Annotated in this window: 18 protein-coding genes and 1 tRNA gene; 12 read left to right on the forward strand and 7 right to left on the reverse strand. The window is 68.5% G+C overall.

Annotation, left to right across the window (positions count from 1 at the left end):
• Positions 1 to 86: 86 nt before the first annotated feature.
• Together ACRYJK_RS07405 and ACRYJK_RS07410 are read left to right on the forward strand one after the other, a co-directional pair.
• Positions 87 to 1,889, forward strand: coding sequence for a PHA/PHB synthase family protein (locus ACRYJK_RS07405; protein WP_482667418.1), 1,803 nt, complete (start codon positions 87 to 89; stop codon positions 1,887 to 1,889).
• A gap of 88 nt (positions 1,890 to 1,977) precedes the next feature.
• A complete protein-coding gene (locus ACRYJK_RS07410; protein WP_482666890.1) occupies positions 1,978 to 2,508 on the forward strand; it encodes a hypothetical protein in 531 nt (176 codons plus the stop codon).
• On the opposite strand, the gene ACRYJK_RS07415 is transcribed toward ACRYJK_RS07410, so the two are convergent.
• Positions 2,505 to 3,122: a DNA-3-methyladenine glycosylase family protein gene (locus ACRYJK_RS07415; protein ID WP_482666891.1), complete on the reverse strand. Its 618-nt coding sequence runs from the start codon at positions 3,120 to 3,122 to the stop codon at positions 2,505 to 2,507. The two genes, ACRYJK_RS07410 and ACRYJK_RS07415, sit on opposite strands and share 4 nt — an antisense overlap.
• A gap of 72 nt (positions 3,123 to 3,194) precedes the next feature.
• On the opposite strand from ACRYJK_RS07415, the gene ACRYJK_RS07420 reads away from it, so the two are divergent.
• Positions 3,195 to 3,512: a 2Fe-2S iron-sulfur cluster-binding protein gene (locus ACRYJK_RS07420; RefSeq protein WP_482666892.1), complete on the forward strand. Its 318-nt coding sequence runs from the start codon at positions 3,195 to 3,197 to the stop codon at positions 3,510 to 3,512.
• Here the strand turns inward: ACRYJK_RS07420 and ACRYJK_RS07425 are convergent.
• Positions 3,500 to 4,354 (reverse strand): TrmH family RNA methyltransferase, encoded by an 855-nt coding sequence (locus tag ACRYJK_RS07425; protein WP_482666893.1) that lies wholly within the window; start codon positions 4,352 to 4,354, stop codon positions 3,500 to 3,502. The two genes, ACRYJK_RS07420 and ACRYJK_RS07425, sit on opposite strands and share 13 nt — an antisense overlap.
• A gap of 135 nt (positions 4,355 to 4,489) precedes the next feature.
• Here ACRYJK_RS07425 and ACRYJK_RS07430 point away from each other — a divergent pair.
• A tRNA-Tyr gene (locus tag ACRYJK_RS07430) sits at positions 4,490 to 4,576 on the forward strand.
• A 135-nt stretch (positions 4,577 to 4,711) separates the two neighbouring features.
• Here ACRYJK_RS07430 and ACRYJK_RS07435 read toward each other — a convergent pair.
• The gene (locus tag ACRYJK_RS07435; protein WP_482666894.1) at positions 4,712 to 5,746 is read right to left on the reverse strand and encodes an NAD-dependent epimerase/dehydratase family protein; all 1,035 of its coding nucleotides are present in this window, start codon (positions 5,744 to 5,746) and stop codon (positions 4,712 to 4,714) included.
• A 147-nt stretch (positions 5,747 to 5,893) separates the two neighbouring features.
• Between ACRYJK_RS07435 and rlmN the strand changes: the two genes are divergently transcribed.
• The 4 genes from rlmN to ACRYJK_RS07455 all read left to right on the forward strand — a co-directional run bounded on the left by rlmN (position 5,894) and on the right by ACRYJK_RS07455 (position 9,413).
• Complete coding sequence (rlmN, locus tag ACRYJK_RS07440) at positions 5,894 to 7,156, forward strand: dual-specificity RNA methyltransferase RlmN (RefSeq protein ID WP_482666895.1); 1,263 nt, start codon at positions 5,894 to 5,896, stop codon at positions 7,154 to 7,156.
• Positions 7,157 to 7,183: 27 nt separating this feature from the next.
• A complete protein-coding gene (locus tag ACRYJK_RS07445; RefSeq protein ID WP_482666896.1) occupies positions 7,184 to 7,582 on the forward strand; it encodes an acyl-CoA thioesterase in 399 nt (132 codons plus the stop codon).
• Between the two features lie 192 nt (positions 7,583 to 7,774).
• Entirely contained in the window at positions 7,775 to 8,770 is a 996-nt protein-coding gene (locus tag ACRYJK_RS07450) for a hypothetical protein (RefSeq protein WP_482666897.1), read from the forward strand.
• Positions 8,771 to 8,936: 166 nt separating this feature from the next.
• The gene (locus tag ACRYJK_RS07455) at positions 8,937 to 9,413 is read left to right on the forward strand and encodes a DUF1090 family protein (protein WP_482666898.1); all 477 of its coding nucleotides are present in this window, start codon (positions 8,937 to 8,939) and stop codon (positions 9,411 to 9,413) included.
• Between the two features lie 42 nt (positions 9,414 to 9,455).
• Here the strand turns inward: ACRYJK_RS07455 and ACRYJK_RS07460 are convergent, their stop codons facing one another.
• On the reverse strand, positions 9,456 to 10,205 hold the full coding sequence (locus ACRYJK_RS07460; protein WP_482666899.1) for a TorF family putative porin: 750 nt from the start codon (positions 10,203 to 10,205) through the stop codon (positions 9,456 to 9,458).
• 144 nt (positions 10,206 to 10,349) lie between these two features.
• On the opposite strand from ACRYJK_RS07460, the gene ispG reads away from it, so the two are divergent.
• On the forward strand, positions 10,350 to 11,486 hold the full coding sequence (ispG, locus tag ACRYJK_RS07465) for a flavodoxin-dependent (E)-4-hydroxy-3-methylbut-2-enyl-diphosphate synthase (RefSeq protein ID WP_482666900.1): 1,137 nt from the start codon (positions 10,350 to 10,352) through the stop codon (positions 11,484 to 11,486).
• 8 nt (positions 11,487 to 11,494) lie between these two features.
• Here the strand turns inward: ispG and ACRYJK_RS07470 are convergent, their stop codons facing one another.
• Positions 11,495 to 11,806 (reverse strand): 4a-hydroxytetrahydrobiopterin dehydratase, encoded by a 312-nt coding sequence (locus ACRYJK_RS07470; protein WP_482666901.1) that lies wholly within the window; start codon positions 11,804 to 11,806, stop codon positions 11,495 to 11,497.
• 26 nt (positions 11,807 to 11,832) lie between these two features.
• Between ACRYJK_RS07470 and ACRYJK_RS07475 the strand changes: the two genes are divergently transcribed.
• Genes ACRYJK_RS07475 through ACRYJK_RS07485 form a run of 3 tightly spaced genes read left to right on the forward strand, consistent with a single transcriptional unit; the run spans position 11,833 to position 13,501 of the window.
• The gene (locus ACRYJK_RS07475; protein ID WP_482666902.1) at positions 11,833 to 12,246 is read left to right on the forward strand and encodes a metallopeptidase family protein; all 414 of its coding nucleotides are present in this window, start codon (positions 11,833 to 11,835) and stop codon (positions 12,244 to 12,246) included.
• Positions 12,243 to 12,851: a heme ABC exporter ATP-binding protein CcmA gene (gene ccmA / locus ACRYJK_RS07480; protein ID WP_482666903.1), complete on the forward strand. Its 609-nt coding sequence runs from the start codon at positions 12,243 to 12,245 to the stop codon at positions 12,849 to 12,851. The genes ACRYJK_RS07475 and ccmA overlap by 4 nt, the downstream gene beginning before the upstream one ends.
• Positions 12,848 to 13,501: a heme exporter protein CcmB gene (locus tag ACRYJK_RS07485; RefSeq protein WP_482666904.1), complete on the forward strand. Its 654-nt coding sequence runs from the start codon at positions 12,848 to 12,850 to the stop codon at positions 13,499 to 13,501. Before ccmA ends, ACRYJK_RS07485 begins: the two co-directional genes overlap by 4 nt.
• On the opposite strand, the gene ACRYJK_RS07490 is transcribed toward ACRYJK_RS07485, so the two are convergent.
• Both ACRYJK_RS07490 and thrC read right to left on the reverse strand, forming a co-directional pair.
• On the reverse strand, positions 13,498 to 14,355 hold the full coding sequence (locus tag ACRYJK_RS07490; protein WP_482667419.1) for a class I SAM-dependent methyltransferase: 858 nt from the start codon (positions 14,353 to 14,355) through the stop codon (positions 13,498 to 13,500). The genes ACRYJK_RS07485 and ACRYJK_RS07490 overlap by 4 nt on opposite strands.
• A 20-nt stretch (positions 14,356 to 14,375) precedes the next feature.
• Positions 14,376 to 15,770, reverse strand: a complete 1,395-nt coding sequence (gene thrC / locus ACRYJK_RS07495; RefSeq protein WP_482666905.1) for a threonine synthase — start codon at positions 15,768 to 15,770, stop codon at positions 14,376 to 14,378.
• Positions 15,771 to 15,792: the final 22 nt, after the last annotated feature.

Here is a 15,792-nt window from a genome sequence, read left to right on the forward strand (position 1 = left end):
CTCAGGTGCAAGCGAACGGCCTGCAGGCGGCGTCGCCATGGGGCGATCCGGCGAGCTGGCTGGCGCTGATGCCGCCGCCGTTCGGCATGGCCGGGCTCGCGAACCTGAGCGGCGCCCCCGCCACTGCGCCGCTGAGTGACGGAGTCGCGCCTCCCATTCCCGGCGTCGGCATGCGTCCCTGGCCCGCGACCGGGGTCGCGCCCGAGACGGGGAACGACACGGCGAACACCGCCGCTGCCGGCGCCGCGACCATCCCCGGACTCGCCGCGACCCCCTGGCCCGCCACCGGTAAGACCGACCCCTTCGCCGGCGTCGAGGCATGGTGGAAAAGCGGGATCGAAGCGTGGCAGGCGATCCTCGGGGCGATGCTGCCTGCAAGCGCCGCCGGTGACGCGCCGAGCGCCGCCAACCCGCCCAGAGACGACAAGCGCTTCGCCGCCCCCGACTGGCGCGAACAGCCGGTGTTCGCGCTGATCAAGCAGAGCTACGACCTGTTCGCCGCCCGCATGTTCGCCGCGGCGGAGAGCACGCCGGTTACCGACGAGCGCGCGCGAGAACAGCTGCGCTTTGCGACGCAGAACATCGTCGATGCGATGGCGCCGACCAATTTCGCCGCGACCAATCCCGAGGTGATGCGCCGCACGCTCGAAACGCGCGGCGCGAACCTCGTCAAAGGACTCGAGCACATGCTCGCCGACCTGAAGCGCGGGCAGCTGACGCACGTCGACGCCGACCGCTTCGAGGTGGGCGGCAACATCGCCACCACGCCCGGCAAGGTCGTCCACCGCACTGACCTTTACGAACTCATCCACTATGCTCCGATCACCGACACGGTGCTGCGAACACCGCTGATCGTTTTTCCGCCGTGGATCAATCGCTTCTACATTCTCGACCTCAACGAGAAGAAGAGCTTCGTGCGCTGGGCGCTCGACCAGGGGCTGTCGATGTTCATGGTCAGCTGGCGCTCCGCCGACGCGTCGATGCGCGACCTCGACTGGGACGATTATGTCGCAGCGCAGATCGAGGCGATCGCCACCGTGCGCGAGGCGCTCGACGTCGATGCGGTGCACGCCATCGGCTATTGCGTCGCGGGGACGACGCTCGCCGCGACGCTGGCGCTGCTTGCCGCGCGCGGGGCCGACGATGCGGTGCGGAGCGCGACCTTCTTCACCGCGCAGGTCGATTTCGAGGATGCCGGCGACCTCGGCCTGCTTGTCACCGAACCCAATCTGCAGCTGATCGAGCAATTGTCCGCGCCTGGATATTTCGACGGGCGCTACATGGCGGCGACGTTCAACGCGCTGCGCGGACGCGACCTCATCTGGAATTATGTCGTCAGCAATTATCTGCTCGGTGAGGATTATGCGCCGTTCGACCTCCTCTACTGGAACGGCGACACCACCAACCTGCCTCCGAAATGGCACGGCGCCTATCTGCGCGACCTCTACCGCGACAACAAGCTGGTCGAGGCCGGCGGGGTAACCATCGACGGGACGCAGATCGACCTCAGGCAGGTGAAGATCCCCGCCTATATCCAGGCAGGCGAGGACGACCATATCGCCCCCGCGACGAGCGTTTTCCGCATGACGCAGCTGTTCAGCGGGCCGACGCGCTTCGTGCTGGCGGGATCGGGGCATATCGCGGGCGTCATCAACCCGCCTTCCGCGCAGAAGTATCAATATTGGCGCAACGACCGGCGCGTCGACAGCCTCGAGGAGTTTGTCGCGGACGCGACCGAGACCAAGGGCAGCTGGTGGCCCGACTGGATCGAATGGATCGCCGCCTTCGACAGGGATGAGGAGCGCGTGCCGGCGACCGGCGCGCGCGTGCCCGGCGAAACGCTCCCGGCGCTCGGCGACGCACCGGGGGAGTATGTGAGGGCGCGTTAAGGGCTGCCCCTCCCCTTTGGGGGGAAGGGGCTCCTGCGCCAGTTGCCAGTCTGGCCCCGTTCATCGCGCACCGCTACAGCCGCCCGCGATGTTCGTTCGCCTCCGCCTCTTGCTCGCCGCGCTGCTGCTCACGCTGCTCGCCTCGCCCGCCGCGGCGCAGGTCAAGCTCACCTTTTGGGGGCACGATCGCGACCAGAACTACCCGCACGCCTTCATCACCATGGAGGGGCGCGCCGGTGGGAGGACGGTAAACGACGCGATCGGCTTCACCGCGCGGCGCATCACCCCGGCGGTTCTGTTCGGCGCGGTGCCCGGCATGCTGGAGCGCCCCAGCCGCGACTATATGCGGCGTGCGACGACCTACCCCACCTTCTCGGTCACGCTCGACGACGCCGGCTATGCGCGATTGCGCGCGCACATCGCGCGCTGGCGGGCGCTCTCGCAGCCGAGCTACGACCTCAACCGGCGCAATTGCGTTCACTTCGTGCTCGAAGCCGCCGCCGCCGTCGGGTTGCGCGTCAACCGCCAGACTCCGCATACGCAGGCCCCGCGGGCGTTCCTCGACGAACTCCGCCGCCTTAACCCCCAGGTCACCCCGGAGCGGCGCGCGACCGGCTAGAGAGCGGGATTGGCGTAGGCGTGCCAGGCGAAGATCGCCGCCGCCCCACGATACGGCCGCCATGCTTCCGCAATTGCCCGCGTCGCGCGCTCGTTGGGGCGCTCGTCGAGGCGTTTGATGCGCTTGACCGCCTCCTGCACCGCGAGGTCGCCCGCCGGCCACATGTCGCGCCGCCCCTCCGCGAACAGCAGGTAGATTTCCGCCGACCAGCGCCCTACCCCGTCGATCCGCACCAGCTCGGCGATGGCTGCCTCGTCATCCTCGGGCAGCGCGTGAAAGGCGAGTTCGCCATTCGCCACGAGGCTCGCCAGGCTGCGCAGGTAGCGCGACTTCTGTCGCGACATCCCGCAACTGCGCAGCAGTTCATCATCCGCCGCCGCAAGCGCGGCGAGGTCGATGCGATCGCCGAAGCGCTCCGTCAGACGCCGCCACATCGATGCCGCCGCGGCAACGCTGACCTGCTGTCCGACGATGGTGCGCAGCAGCGTGTCTGCGCCGCGGTCGCGAATACGCGGCTCGGGATAACCGACGCGCGCAAGTTCGACGGCCATATCCGGGTCGATGCCCGCCAGCGCGTCGATGTCGGCGTTGAGCTGCTCCGCGCTCAGCCCCACGGTGCGCCTCGCTTGATCTCGCGCGAGGGCGTCGGCATGGCGCGGTGACGCACAGCCGAGGAGCGCGCATTTATGGCCGAACTGATCGTCGTCACCCGCGATGGCACCGAACACCGCGTGCCGGGCGACCCGTCGCTGACGGTGATGGAGATCATCCGCGACGCCGGCTTCGACGAGCTGCTCGCGCTGTGCGGCGGCTGCTGCAGCTGCGCCACTTGCCACGTCCATGTCGACCCGGCGTTCAAGGACGCCGTCGGCGCCATGAGCGCGGACGAAGACGACCTCCTCGATTCGAGCGGGCATCGCGACGCCAACTCGCGCCTGTCCTGCCAGATCAACTTCTCGGACGCGCTCGACGGGCTGAAGGTCACCATCGCTCAGGAAGACTGAGCGCCACGCGCCTGCGCCGCGGCATAAAGCGCGATCGCCGCGGCGTTGGAGACGTTGAGGCTTTCGACCGCGCCGCTGATCGGCAGCCGCACGATCTGGTCGCAGTGCGCGGCGGTGTTGTGGCGAAGGCCCGACCCTTCCGCGCCCATCACCAGCACCGGGCGGGCATCGCTCAGCGCATCGGCCAAGGTGACGTCGCCATCGCCGTCGAGCCCGAGCCGCCAGTAGCCACGTTCCGCCAGCGTTTCGAGCGAGCGGGCGACATTGACCACGCGCACCCACGGCACCCGCTCCAGCGCGCCCGATGCGGCCTTCGCTAGCGCACCCGATTCGGGCGGGCTGTGCCGATCCTGCGTCACCAGCGCGAGCGCATCGAACGCCGCTGCGGAGCGCATCACCGCGCCGACATTCTGCGGGTCGACCACCTGATCGAGCAGGATGATCGGCCGCCGATCGTCCGCTCCTGTGGTGTCGAGCACGTCCTCCAGCGCCAGATCGGGAAGCGGGCTCGTGTCGAGCACCAGCCCCTGATGCGGCGCCCCCGGCGCGACCATCGCGGCGAGATCTCCGGCGGTCAGCAGCACCGGCTGCACCCCCGGCGGCGCGTCGAGTTCACCGAACGCCTCGCGCGTCGCGTAGAGCGCGGCCGGCCGCCTCTGCGGGTTGGCGAGCGCCGCGGTCACCGCATGCCGCCCCCACAGCCGCACCTTGCCCGCCGGCGGCCCGGCATCGCGCGCCGCGCCGCGCCCTTCGCCGCGCGCCTGCGTCCCCCGCCCCTGCGGTCCGCGTGGAGCCGAGCCGCCACTACGGCGTCGGTCATGGGAGGGGGTTCGGCCACGCATCGTGCGCGGCTGTGAAGCGAAGGGCGTTGACTGGCAAGCCCGTCCGGTCCAATGGACGCGCCGCCGTCGAGGAACGCGCGCCCGCGCCGTCCCTCCACGCACCCGACCGATGGGGCCACGCCCGATCAGCGACGGGGACAGGTGGCCGAGTGGTTAAAGGCAGCAGACTGTAAATCTGCCCGACGTTGTCGTACGCTGGTTCGAATCCAGCCCTGTCCACCATTGTCTTCCGGGTTCAGGTCTGCCCTCATCGAGCAAGGCCTGTCATGCTGAACTCGTTTCAGCATCCTCACTCAACATTAGAGCACGACCTCAAACAAGTTCAGGGTTACGTTGGCGTTGCCATCGAGCGCGCCGTTACTTCCCGTAATATTCCCGGAACCACGTAACGAACTGCGCGATCCCCTCGCGCACGGGCGTGTTGGGGCGGAAGCCGGTGAGGCGTTCAAGGAGGCTCGCGTCGGCCCAGGTGGCGGGGACGTCGCCGGGTTGGATCGGGAGGTAGTTGCGGATCGCTTCGATGCCGAGTTCGGCTTCGATGGCATCGACGAAATCGAGCAGGCGCACCTTGTCGCTGTTGCCGATGTTGACCACGCGGAACGGCGCGACGGGGGAGAGGCTGTCGCCTTCGGGGATCGCATCGGCGCTCTCCGGGCGTACCGGCGCGGCGTCGATCAGCAGCCGGATCGCCTTCACCAGATCGCCGACATAGGTGAAGTCACGATACATCTCGCCGTGATTATAGATGTCGATCGGCCGCCCATCGAGCATCGCATCGACGAATTTGAACAGCGCCAGGTCCGGTCGTCCCCACGGCCCGTACACCGTGAAGAAGCGGAACATCGTCGTCGGCAAGCCCCACAGGTGCGCATAGCTGTGCGCCATGCTTTCGTTCGCCTTTTTGGTGGCGGCGTAGATGGTGAGCTGCGTGTCGGCCTTTTCCGTCTCGGTGAACGGCATCTCCTCGTTGGCGCCATAGACCGAGGAGGTCGACGCCATCAGCAAGTGCTGCACGCCGAGCTTGCGCGCCGCCTCCATCACGTTGAGCGTGCCGACGATATTGCTGTCGATATACGCGCGCGGGTTCTCGAGGCTGTAGCGCACCCCCGCCTGCGCTGCGAGGTGGACAATCACCTCGGGCTCGAACTTCTCTGCCACCGACCACAGCGTCGCATCATCCTCGAGCAGCGCCTCGGTCGCCGCGAAACGCGGGTTCTGCAACAGCATCTGATGGCGGCGCCGCTTCAAATTGACATCGTAATAGTCCGACATCCCGTCATAGCCCTGCACGCTGAACCCCTCGGCCAGCAGCAGTCGCGCGAGATGAAAGCCGATGAACCCGGCCGTCCCTGTGACGAGTACACGGCGGGGCGCGGGGGCGGGTTCGGTCATGCTGGCTCCGTTCGGCGATCGAATGTTCGACCCGGGCTCTACAGCCGACGCTCGGAGGCGCAACCGATAGACCCGCAGCGCTAGCTAGCGTTCCAATGCTAGCCAGCTAGCGTTCCAATGCTCATCCCATTATATGCGTGGCGATCCATGGACAGCATCGCCACGCCTCTGATGCCCATTGCCGGGCTGATCGACCCCGTGCCCGTCGCGCGTCCTGTGCCGACGACGGACGACCCGCGCGTGTCGCTGGTGGGGCTCCCCAAGGGGGAGATCGCTGCGGCGCTGGCCGCGGCCGGGCTGGATGCCAAGGCAGCGAAGCTCCGCGCCAAGCAGATCTGGCACTGGATCTACCACCGCGGGGTCACCGACTTCGAGACGATGACCGACATTGCCAAAGCGATGCGCCCGTGGCTCGGCGAGCGGTTTACCATCGACCGCCCGCGCACCGTCACCGCGCAACAATCGAACGACGGCACGCGCAAATGGCTGCTCGCCACCGCCGACGGGCACGAGTTCGAGATGGTGTTCATTCCCGACGCCGACCGGGGCACCCTGTGCATTTCGAGCCAGGTCGGCTGCACGCTCAACTGCCGCTTCTGCCACACCGGCACCATGCGCCTCGTGCGCAACCTCACCGCGGGGGAAATCGTCGGGCAGGTGCTGCTCGCGCGCGACGCGCTCGGCGAATGGCCGCGTGGGAGCATGGCGGGCGGCGACGAGGATTTCGACGACGACGCGCCGCAATATACGTCGGACGGACGCCTGCTCACCAACATCGTCCTGATGGGCATGGGCGAGCCGCTTTACAATTTCGACAATGTCCGCGATGCGATGCGCATTGTCATGGACGGCGACGGACTCGCTTTGTCAAAGCGGCGCATCACGCTGTCGACCTCGGGCGTGGTGCCGATGATGGCGCGCGCGGGTGAGGAGATCGGCGTCAACCTCGCGGTCAGCCTGCACGCGGTGACCAAGGAGATCCGCGACGAGATCGTGCCGCTCAACCGCAAATATGGCATCGACGAGCTGCTCGAAGCGTGCGCCGCCTACCCCGGCGCCAACAATGCGCGACGCATCACGTTCGAATATGTCATGCTCGCGGGGAAGAACGACAGTGACGACGACGCGCGCGAGCTGGTCCGGCTGATCCGCCAGTATCGGCTGCCGGCAAAGGTCAACCTCATCCCGTTTAACCCGTGGCCCGGCGCGCCCTACGCCTGTTCGTCGCCCGAGCGGGTCAAGCGCTTCTCCGACATCGTGTTCGAGGCGGGCATCTCCGCACCGGTTCGCACCCCGCGCGGGCGCGACATCATGGCCGCCTGCGGCCAGCTCAAAAGCGCCGCGGAAAAGAAGAGCCGCGCCGAATTGGATCGGCTGGCTGAGGAAAAGCTTGCCGCCCTCGACGCCTGAGTAACTGCCATAGGGGGAATAGAGACGATGGCCAGCGACGATCCGCTCCCTGAAGGCGAGCCCGCCATTCGCACGCGCGCCATGCCGCGCGACACCAATCCCGCAGGCGACATCTGGGGCGGGTGGCTGCTGGCGCAGATGGACCTCGCCGGCGAAGTCGCGGCGCGACAGCGGACCCGCCGCCGCGTGGTGACCGTCGGTATCGACGCGATGGAGTTCCACAGGCCCGTCCACGTCGGCGACGTCGTGAGCTTTTACGCGCAGGTGGTGCGGGTCGGCCGCACCAGCCTCACCGTCCACATCGAAGCGGTTTCGATGAAGGAAGAAAGCGGCGACCGCGCCCGCGTGACCGAGGGCAACTTCACCTTTGTCGCGCTTGACGACGCTGGAATGCCGACCCCGATCGGAACCGCCGCGAACCCCTGACGCTGATGTCGGCATGGGCGGTGCTGAGAACTCCCGTCCGCTCAATCACTTGACCGCCCCGTGCGAAAAATCGCGCAGGGTTGCGGAGCCGACCCGGCGCGCAGGTGTTTTGCACATCGAACCCCCGACGGCCTGGTCCGCTCTCTCAATGTAGGGCGCCGACACCTGTCTGGATGGGCGAGGAGAGATAGGGTGCACAACAACGTTCCCGGTGAAACCCCCGGCCGCAAGGTCGACAATCTGACCGACGGTCACGACGATCCGAACCGCGGTCCGCTCGATCGCGCGGCGAATGTGGCGCAGGGCACGGACGACCCCAATCGCGGTCCGCTCGACCGCCTCGCCAACGCCGTGACCGGCGGCACCGGCGGCGTGAACGCCGCCTTGTCGGGTCAGCACGACGATCCCAACCGCGGGCCCGTCGACCGGATGCAGAACGCGACTGACGGCTACGACGATCCGAACCGCGGCCCAGTCGATCGCACCGCAAACGCGCTCGATGGTCGTGACGACCCGAACCGCGGTCCGCTCGACCGCGCGGCGAATGCCGTTACCGGCCTGACTGGCGGCGTAGCGGCCGCGATGGGTGGCACCAGCCAAACTCAATCGCAGGGTTACACGACCGGCCACGGCTCGAGCGGCGATGCGACGATGGCTGCAACCGCCGGCGGCGGGGTCGTTTCGGCGATCTTTGACACGCAGGAAGAAGCGCAGACTGCCGTCCGCGATCTTCGCGCCGCCGGTGTCCCTGATGCCGCCCTGTCGGTGATCGCTCAGTCGGGTCGCACGACCACGACGACCGATGGTTCGGGTGAAGTCGTCGACGAGGAGCACACCAGCTACTTGCGTGGCATTCTCGGCGGCGGTGCGCTGGGCGCGGGTCTCGCCATCGCGGCGCTCGCTATCCCGGGTGTCGGCCCGTTCGCGGCTGCTGGGGCCATCGCGGCCGGCGCAGTTCCGGGTGCGGCGGCCACCGGTGCGCTGATTGGCGCGGCGGCCGGTTCGCTGAACGAAGCGCTCAAGGGCCACGGCGTGAGCGACGAGGACGCGACCTACTACAGCGAGCGGATGGGCAAGGGCGGCGTGTTCGTATCGGTCGACACGCGCAATCATCCGATGGACGCGGCGACTGCGGCGGACATTCTTTACCGCAACAGTGGCCACAACGCGGGTCGCGCGCGGGTCTAAGCGTTCGCTGGACTTGCGACGACCATGGAGGGGGGCGCGCGGGAAACCGCCGCCCCCTTTTTTGTCGCTATTTTACCCTGTCGCTCGCCTGACCGGGATGTTCAGTCGGAGTTCTCACTGCCGGTCTCAAATTCAAGCTGGCTCCGATGCCCCGAGGAGAATCAGGATGAAGAAGTTTACTGCCATCGCGCTTATCGCGGCCCTCGCCGTTCCCAGCTTCGCCAGCGCGCAGAGTGCGCGCGAAGTGCGCGACAGCCGCCGGGAGGTGCGCGAAGCACAGCGCGACCTCAACCAGGCTCGTCGCTACGGGAATCGCGACAACGTCCGCGATGCTCGTCGGGACGTGCGTGAAGCGCGCGAAGAACTGCGCGAGGATTGGCGCGACTATCGTCGTGCGAACCCCAACCAGTATCGTCAGGGCCGCTACCAGGCGCCGCGTGGCTACACCTACCGCACGCTGACCCCGGGCTACCAGCTGCGTCCCGAATATGTCGGCAACCGCTACTGGCTCAATAATCCGCAGCAGTATCGTCTGCCGGGCGTTCGCGCCGGCCAGCGCTACATCCGCTACGGCAACGACCTGGTGCTGATCAACGCCAACACCAACCGAGTCATCCGCGTCTACCGCGGTTTCTACTACTAAGTTTGGCGACGGGGCTCCGGTATCCGGGGCCCCCGCCTCGCGTCAGAAATTGAAGGCGAGGCTCACCTGCACGGTCGCGTCGTAGCGATCGGACAGCGCCGAATCCTTCGGCACGTCCGTGTCGACGTAGCGCACCCCTGCCGTTAACCCCATCGGCAGCGCATAGTCGGCGCCTAGCGACCAGTCCCAGTAATTGCGCCCCGGCGTGAGGCTGCCTGCCGAGCGCCCGAGATGCGCGTTCAGCGTCAGCGGGGTGAACGGCACCCCTGCGCTGAGATCGGCGAAGGTGTAGAGGTTGTCGCCTCCGCCGATGGCGTCCTGCGCGGGCGCGTAGGCGACGCCCAGCTTGGCGCTTGCCGGCCCAAGTGTGCCCCGCACCGAGGCATAGGGTTCCCAATAGTCGGTCCGCCCAAGTGCCCGGTCGCGATCCGGGTAAATATAGCGCAGGACTCCCACGTCGCCGGTGAGTGCGCCTCCGACCGAACCCGACCAGCCGGCGTAGAGGTCGAGCTCGATGTCGCCGCGGCGCGGGTTGTCCGAAAGGTTCGAGCCCCACGCGCCGATGTAGAAGCCGCTCTCGTGCGTCACCGTCAGCGTCGGTTGCAGCGCGCCATCGGCCCGGTTCTCGCCACGGAGACGATAGTCGCTGGTCGCGGTGATACCGCCGCTGACGTCGATCGAACCGATCACGGGCGGGTCCGCTTCGCTGGTCGCGGCGTCGGTGCCGCTGTCCTGCGCGAGAGCAGGCACGGCGGCGAAGAGGGCAAGCGGGAACATTACGGCATGGCGCATGACGCTTCCCTGACGCCCTCCGCTTCGCCCCGCAACCCGCGCTGCGCCGAGCGAAGGCGCCGAGACGTTGCGCCGAGCGTCATGGTGGGCGATAGGGTGCACGCTCCGCCGCGAAAGCGGGGTCAAGCTGCGAGCCCTCCCCCCATGTCCGTGCGTCCCTGGCGCGATATTCACCGCCGCAAATCCCGTCAGATCATGGTCGGCAACGTCGCCGTCGGTGGCGATGCGCCGATCACGGTGCAGACGATGACGAACACTCCGACCGAAGATGCGGTGGCGACGATCGACCAGATCCGGCGCTGCGAGGAAGCGGGCGCGGACATCATCCGCGTCTCCTGCCCGACCGAGGAGGCAACCGCCGCCTTCCGCCAGATCACCCGCGCCGCGCGGGTGCCGATCGTCGCCGACATCCACTTTCACTACAAGCGCGCGCTCGAAGCGGCCGATGCGGGCGCCGCGTGCCTGCGCATCAATCCAGGCAACATTGGCTCCTCGGACCGAGTGGCGGAGGTGGTTCGCGCCGCCAAGGCCAACGGCTGCGCCATCCGCATCGGCGTCAACGCCGGCAGCCTGGAACGCGACCTCCTCGAAAAATATGGCGAACCCTGCCCCGAGGCGCTGGTGGAGAGCGCGCTCGACCACATCAAGCTGCTGCAGGACCACGACTTCCACGAATATAAGGTGGCGGTGAAGGCGAGCGACGTGTTCCTCGCGGTCGCCGCCTATATGCAACTTGCCGAAACGGTCGACTGTCCCCTGCACCTCGGCATCACCGAAGCCGGCTCGATGATCGCGGGGACGGTGAAGAGCTCGATCGGGCTGGGCTCGCTCCTGTGGGCGGGAATCGGCGACACGCTGCGGGTCAGCCTGTCGGCCGAACCCGAGCAAGAGGTGCGCGTCGGCTTCGACATCCTCAAATCGCTCGGCCTGCGCACGCGCGGGGTGCGCATCGTCTCCTGCCCCAGCTGCGCGCGACAGGGTTTCGACGTAATCCGCACGGTCGAGAAGCTCGAGGAGGCGCTCTCCCACATCCGCACGCCGATGTCGGTGTCGGTGCTCGGCTGCGTCGTCAACGGCCCCGGCGAAGCGCGCGAAACCGACATCGGCATCACCGGCGGCGGCGCGGGGCGGCACATGGTCTATCTCTCGGGCGTCACCGACCACCATGTCGACGACGCCGCGATGGTCGCGCACATCGTCCGCTTGGTCGAAGCCAAGGCGGCGGAGATCGACGCCGGCACCGCCGTCAGCATGGACACGCTCCACGGCAAGGCGGCGTAGTCGCGACCTTACACCATCGCGTCGATCGCCGCCGCGAGCTTGGCATCGCGCTCGCTCAGCCCATCGGCATCATGGGTGGTGATGAGGATGGTGACGCGATTGTAGACGTTCGACCACTCCGGGTGGTGGTCCATCTTCTCCGCCACGAGCGCCACCCGCGCCATGAAACCGAACGCCTCCGCGAAATCGGCGAAGCGAAACTCGCGCACCATCGCGTCGCGCTGCGGTTCGTGAGCCCATTCAGGATGCGCCGCGAGCAGGTCGGCGCGCTCCGTCTCGTTGAGTTTCGCTACCACCGGTACCTCCCGCTTTGCACGCATCGCCCTGCCCGACTATCAGGCGCGCCATGCCGATAGCGCCGCCCAGCGACCTGCGCCACGCCCCCGATGCGGCGACCATCGAAGCCTATGCGCTGGACGCACTGGCTTCACTGCCGACGGTGCTGCGCGACGCCGCCGCAGGCGTCCGGCTCACGATCGAGGAGGTCGCGCCCGACGACGTGCTGCGCGAGCTCGGCATCGAGCACCCCTACGATCTCACCGGGCTCTATCACGGTCGCCCGCTCACCGAGCAGAGCATCATGGACACCGGCCGCCTCGCCGACGCGGTGACGCTCTACCGCGTGCCGATCCTGATCGAATGGGTCGAGGGCGGCGAGGAGCTGGGCCACCTGGTCCGCCATGTGCTGATCCACGAGATCGGCCATCATTTCGGCTTCTCCGATGAGGACATGCACCGGCTGGAAGCGGCGGCGGATTGAGCGCCGCCGCGCCCCTCGTCGAAGGCACCTCGCTCGCCTGTCTGCGCGGCGAGCGGCTGCTGTGGCGCGGGGTCGGCTTCGCGCTCCACCCGAGTGAGGCGCTGCACGTGCGCGGCGCCAACGGCATCGGCAAATCGAGCCTGCTACGCATTGTGGCCGGGCTGCTCCCCCCCGCCGCGGGAGAAGTGCAACGCCATGCAGCGATGGGGATGATCGCCGATGCAGCGGCGCTCGAAGCGGACCGACCTTTGGGCCGAGCACTCGCGTGGTGGGCGCGCCTCGATGGCGTGCCTTCGGATCGGGCAGCGGCGGCAGCTGAGCGGCTGGGCGTGGCGCGATTGGCGGAAGTTCCGGTGCGCTACCTCTCGACCGGCCAGCGCCGCCGCGCCGCGCTGGCCCGGCTGATCGCGCAAGCGCCGGCCGTGTGGCTACTCGATGAAGCCGCCAACGGTCTAGACCGCGACGGCGTGGCGCTGCTCGAAGCCTTGATCGCCGAACATCGCAGCAGCGGCGGGGCGGTGCTCTACGCGTCGCACCAGGCGCTGGCGGTGCCGGGCGCCGCGATGCTGGACCTCGCCGACCATCGTGTCGAGTTGGCGGCGTGAAGGCCCTCGCCGCCCTCATCGCGCGCGATCTGCGACGCGATCTCAGCGGCGGCGGGGCGTGGGTGCCGGTCACCTTCTTCCTGCTCGTGGCGACGCTCTACCCGTTTGCGGTTGGCGCGGACGCGGCGCTGCTCGCGCGCACCGGCGGCGGGATCGCGTGGATTGCTGCGTTGCTCGCCGCGCTGCTGCCGATCGAGCGGTTGTTTCGCACCGACGTCGACGACGGCACGCTCGACCAACTCGCGCTGCGCGGCGTGGCGGAGGAGTGGGTCGCGCTCGCCCGACTGGTCGCGCACGCGCTGGCCTTTACCCTGCCGCTGCTGCTGGCGACGCTGCCCGCGTCGGCGCTGCTCGGCATTCCTGCCGAGCGGCTTTGGCGCCTCATCTGGACTTTGGCGATTGGTGCGCCGGGGCTTGCCGCACTGGCGGTGATGATCGCCGCGATCACGCTCGGTGCGCGCGCGGGCGCGACGCTCGGCGGGCTGATGCTGCTGCCACTGGCGGTGCCGCTCTTGATCTTCGGCGCGAGCGCGCTCGATCCCGCCGCCATCGGGCCGAGCCCGCTGCTGCTAGTGGCGACCTCATTGCTGCTGGTGGCGATCGCCCCGCTTATCGCTGGTGCCGCCCTGCGCGCCGCGCGCGAACGCTAGTCCGCGCTCCAGCGCGCCCAAATCGCGGTCGGCAGGAGCAGCCCGCGCGCTTCCTCACGGATGGCGAGCTCGCCCACCTCGACCCGCCCGCCGCGCGCGCCCAACGCCTGTCGCAGCAGCTCGCCGATCGCCAGCGCCGACATGCGTACGGCATAGACGGTGAGGAACAGGAAGCGCGCATCGTCGGCGAGCAGCGTCGCGCAGTCGCGGATCAGCGGCGGGAGATGCTCCTCCAGCCGCCACAGCTCGCCCTCGGGTCCGCGCCCGAACTTGGGTGGGTCGAGCAAGATGCCCTGGTAGCGCCGCCCGCGCCGCACCTCGCGCGCGACAAACCCGCTCGCATCGTCGACGATCCAGCGGATCGGGGCGGCGTCGAGCCCCGACATTGCCGCGTTGGCGCGCGCCTGCGCGACCGACTTCTTCGACGCATCGACATGCACGACCCGCGCCCCATGTGCCGCCAACGCAAGGCTCGCGAGCCCGGTGTAGCCGAACAGGTTCAGCACCTCCGCCCCTGCAGGTTCGGGCAACCGCTCGCGCATCCAGCGCCACACCGGCGCCATGTCCGGGAAAAAGGCGAGGTGACGGAATGGCGTCGTCTGCGCGTTGAAGCGCAAGCCCTCCCACGCCAGCGGCCAGCCCTCGCGCGGCACCCCCGGCGACAGCTGCCAGCGCCCGCCGCCCTCTTCATCGCTGGCGGGCACGAACTCACCATCGGCGCGCCAGTCGGCGCTGGCGGGCGCCCACAGCGCCTGGGGTTCCGGACGGATCAGCCGCACGTCGCCGTAGCGTTCGAGCTTGCGACCGTTGCCCGAGTCGAGCAGCGCAAAGTCCGCCCACGACTCGCCGATCATCGTGTGGAGCGTGGGGCTGCTCACCCGCCCACCGCCAGCACGAAATCGCGCACCGCGGCGTAATCGTTGGGCAGCGTCGTCAGCCGCTCCTCGCGGTCGAACAGCGCGCCCACGCGCGGAGGGAGCGACGGGCGCGCGCCGGTCGCACGTTCGACCGTATCGCTGAACTTCGCCGGGTGCGCGGTAGCGAGCGTGACCATCGGCACGGCGGGGTCGCCATCATCGCGCCGCGCGGCGGCGAGGCCGATTGCGGTATGCGGGTCGATCAGCTCGCCACATGCCTCGCGCGCCCAGCGCATCGTCTCCGCCATTTCCGCCGGGTCGACGCGCGCAGAGCAGAACAGCGAAGCGATGGCGGAGCGCTGCTCGGGCGACAGGAGGAGGCGGCGGTCGCGGTCGAACGCGGTCATCTGCGCCGCGAGTTTGCCTGGGTCGCGCGCCCCCGCGTCGAACAGCAGCCGCTCGAAATTGGAGCTGACCTGGATGTCCATACTCGGCGTCGCGGTCGCGACCACATCCGCGGCGCTGTAGTCGCCGGCACAGACGGCGCGGTGGAGGATGTCGTTGACGTTGGTGGCGACCACCAGCCGCTCGACCGGCAGCCCCATGCGCGATGCGACATATCCGGCGAACACGTCGCCGAAGTTGCCGGTCGGTACGGCGAAGGCGACACGCCGCTCGGGCGCGCCAAGCCGGACCGCCGCGTAAACATAATAGACCACTTGCGCCGCAAGCCGCGCCCAGTTGATCGAGTTGACGGCGGAGAGCCGAAGCTGCGCGGTCACCGTCGGTTCGACGAACAGCCGCTTTACCATCGCCTGCGCGTCGTCGAAGCTCCCTTCGATGGCGAGGTTGTGGACGTTGGGCGCGAGCACCGTCGTCATCTGCCGCCGCTGCACTTCGGTGACGCGGCCGGCAGGATGCAGCATGACGATGCGCGTCCGCTCGCGCCCCGCCACCGCCGCGATCGCCGCCGAGCCGGTATCGCCGGAGGTCGCGCCGACGATGGTCAGCGGCGGCCCGGCATCGTCGGCGAGAAAGCGCTCGAACAGCAGCCCGAGCAGTTGCAGCGCGACGTCCTTGAAGGCGAGCGTGGGACCGTGGAACAGCTCAAGCAGCCACTGGCGCCGGTCGAGCTGCACCAACGGCGTCACCGCCGCATGCGCAAAGCTCGCGTAAGCCTCCTCGACCAACGCAGCGAGCTCGGCACGGCTCAGCACGTCACCGACAAACGGCGCCAGTACGGTGACCGCAGTCTCTGCATAGCTCGCCCCGCGCAGGCTGCGCAGGGTCTCCGCGGCGAGCGTTGGCCACCGGTCGGGCACATAAAGCCCGCCGTCCCGCGCGAGCCCCGTTAGCGTGACGCCGCGAAAGTCGAGCTCCGGCGCACCGCCACGGGTCGAGATGTAACGCATGAGCACGCCGCTATCCCGCCCT

This window comes from Sphingomonas sp. BLHR8 (assembly GCF_056821725.1).

Bases quoted from the DNA above. Each gene is read 5' to 3' on its own strand.
- ACRYJK_RS07490 (WP_482667419.1), bottom strand. From the start codon at position 14,355: ATGATCGGCGAGTCGTGGGCGGACTTTGCGCTGCTCGACTCGGGCAAC.
- ACRYJK_RS07475 (WP_482666902.1), top strand. From the start codon at position 11,833: ATGCCGATAGCGCCGCCCAGCGACCTGCGCCACGCCCCCGATGCGGCG.
- ACRYJK_RS07420 (WP_482666892.1), top strand. From the start codon at position 3,195: ATGGCCGAACTGATCGTCGTCACCCGCGATGGCACCGAACACCGCGTG.
- ACRYJK_RS07470 (WP_482666901.1), bottom strand. From the start codon at position 11,806: ATGCGTGCAAAGCGGGAGGTACCGGTGGTAGCGAAACTCAACGAGACG.
- ACRYJK_RS07460 (WP_482666899.1), bottom strand. From the start codon at position 10,205: ATGCGCCATGCCGTAATGTTCCCGCTTGCCCTCTTCGCCGCCGTGCCT.
- rlmN (WP_482666895.1), top strand. From the start codon at position 5,894: ATGGACAGCATCGCCACGCCTCTGATGCCCATTGCCGGGCTGATCGAC.
- ACRYJK_RS07405 (WP_482667418.1), top strand. From the start codon at position 87: ATGGCCGGGCTCGCGAACCTGAGCGGCGCCCCCGCCACTGCGCCGCTG.
- thrC (WP_482666905.1), bottom strand. From the start codon at position 15,770: ATGCGTTACATCTCGACCCGTGGCGGTGCGCCGGAGCTCGACTTTCGC.
- ACRYJK_RS07425 (WP_482666893.1), bottom strand. From the start codon at position 4,354: ATGCGTGGCCGAACCCCCTCCCATGACCGACGCCGTAGTGGCGGCTCG.
- ACRYJK_RS07435 (WP_482666894.1), bottom strand. From the start codon at position 5,746: ATGACCGAACCCGCCCCCGCGCCCCGCCGTGTACTCGTCACAGGGACG.
- ispG (WP_482666900.1), top strand. From the start codon at position 10,350: ATGTCCGTGCGTCCCTGGCGCGATATTCACCGCCGCAAATCCCGTCAG.
- ACRYJK_RS07410 (WP_482666890.1), top strand. From the start codon at position 1,978: ATGTTCGTTCGCCTCCGCCTCTTGCTCGCCGCGCTGCTGCTCACGCTG.
- ACRYJK_RS07455 (WP_482666898.1), top strand. From the start codon at position 8,937: ATGAAGAAGTTTACTGCCATCGCGCTTATCGCGGCCCTCGCCGTTCCC.
- ACRYJK_RS07445 (WP_482666896.1), top strand. From the start codon at position 7,184: ATGGCCAGCGACGATCCGCTCCCTGAAGGCGAGCCCGCCATTCGCACG.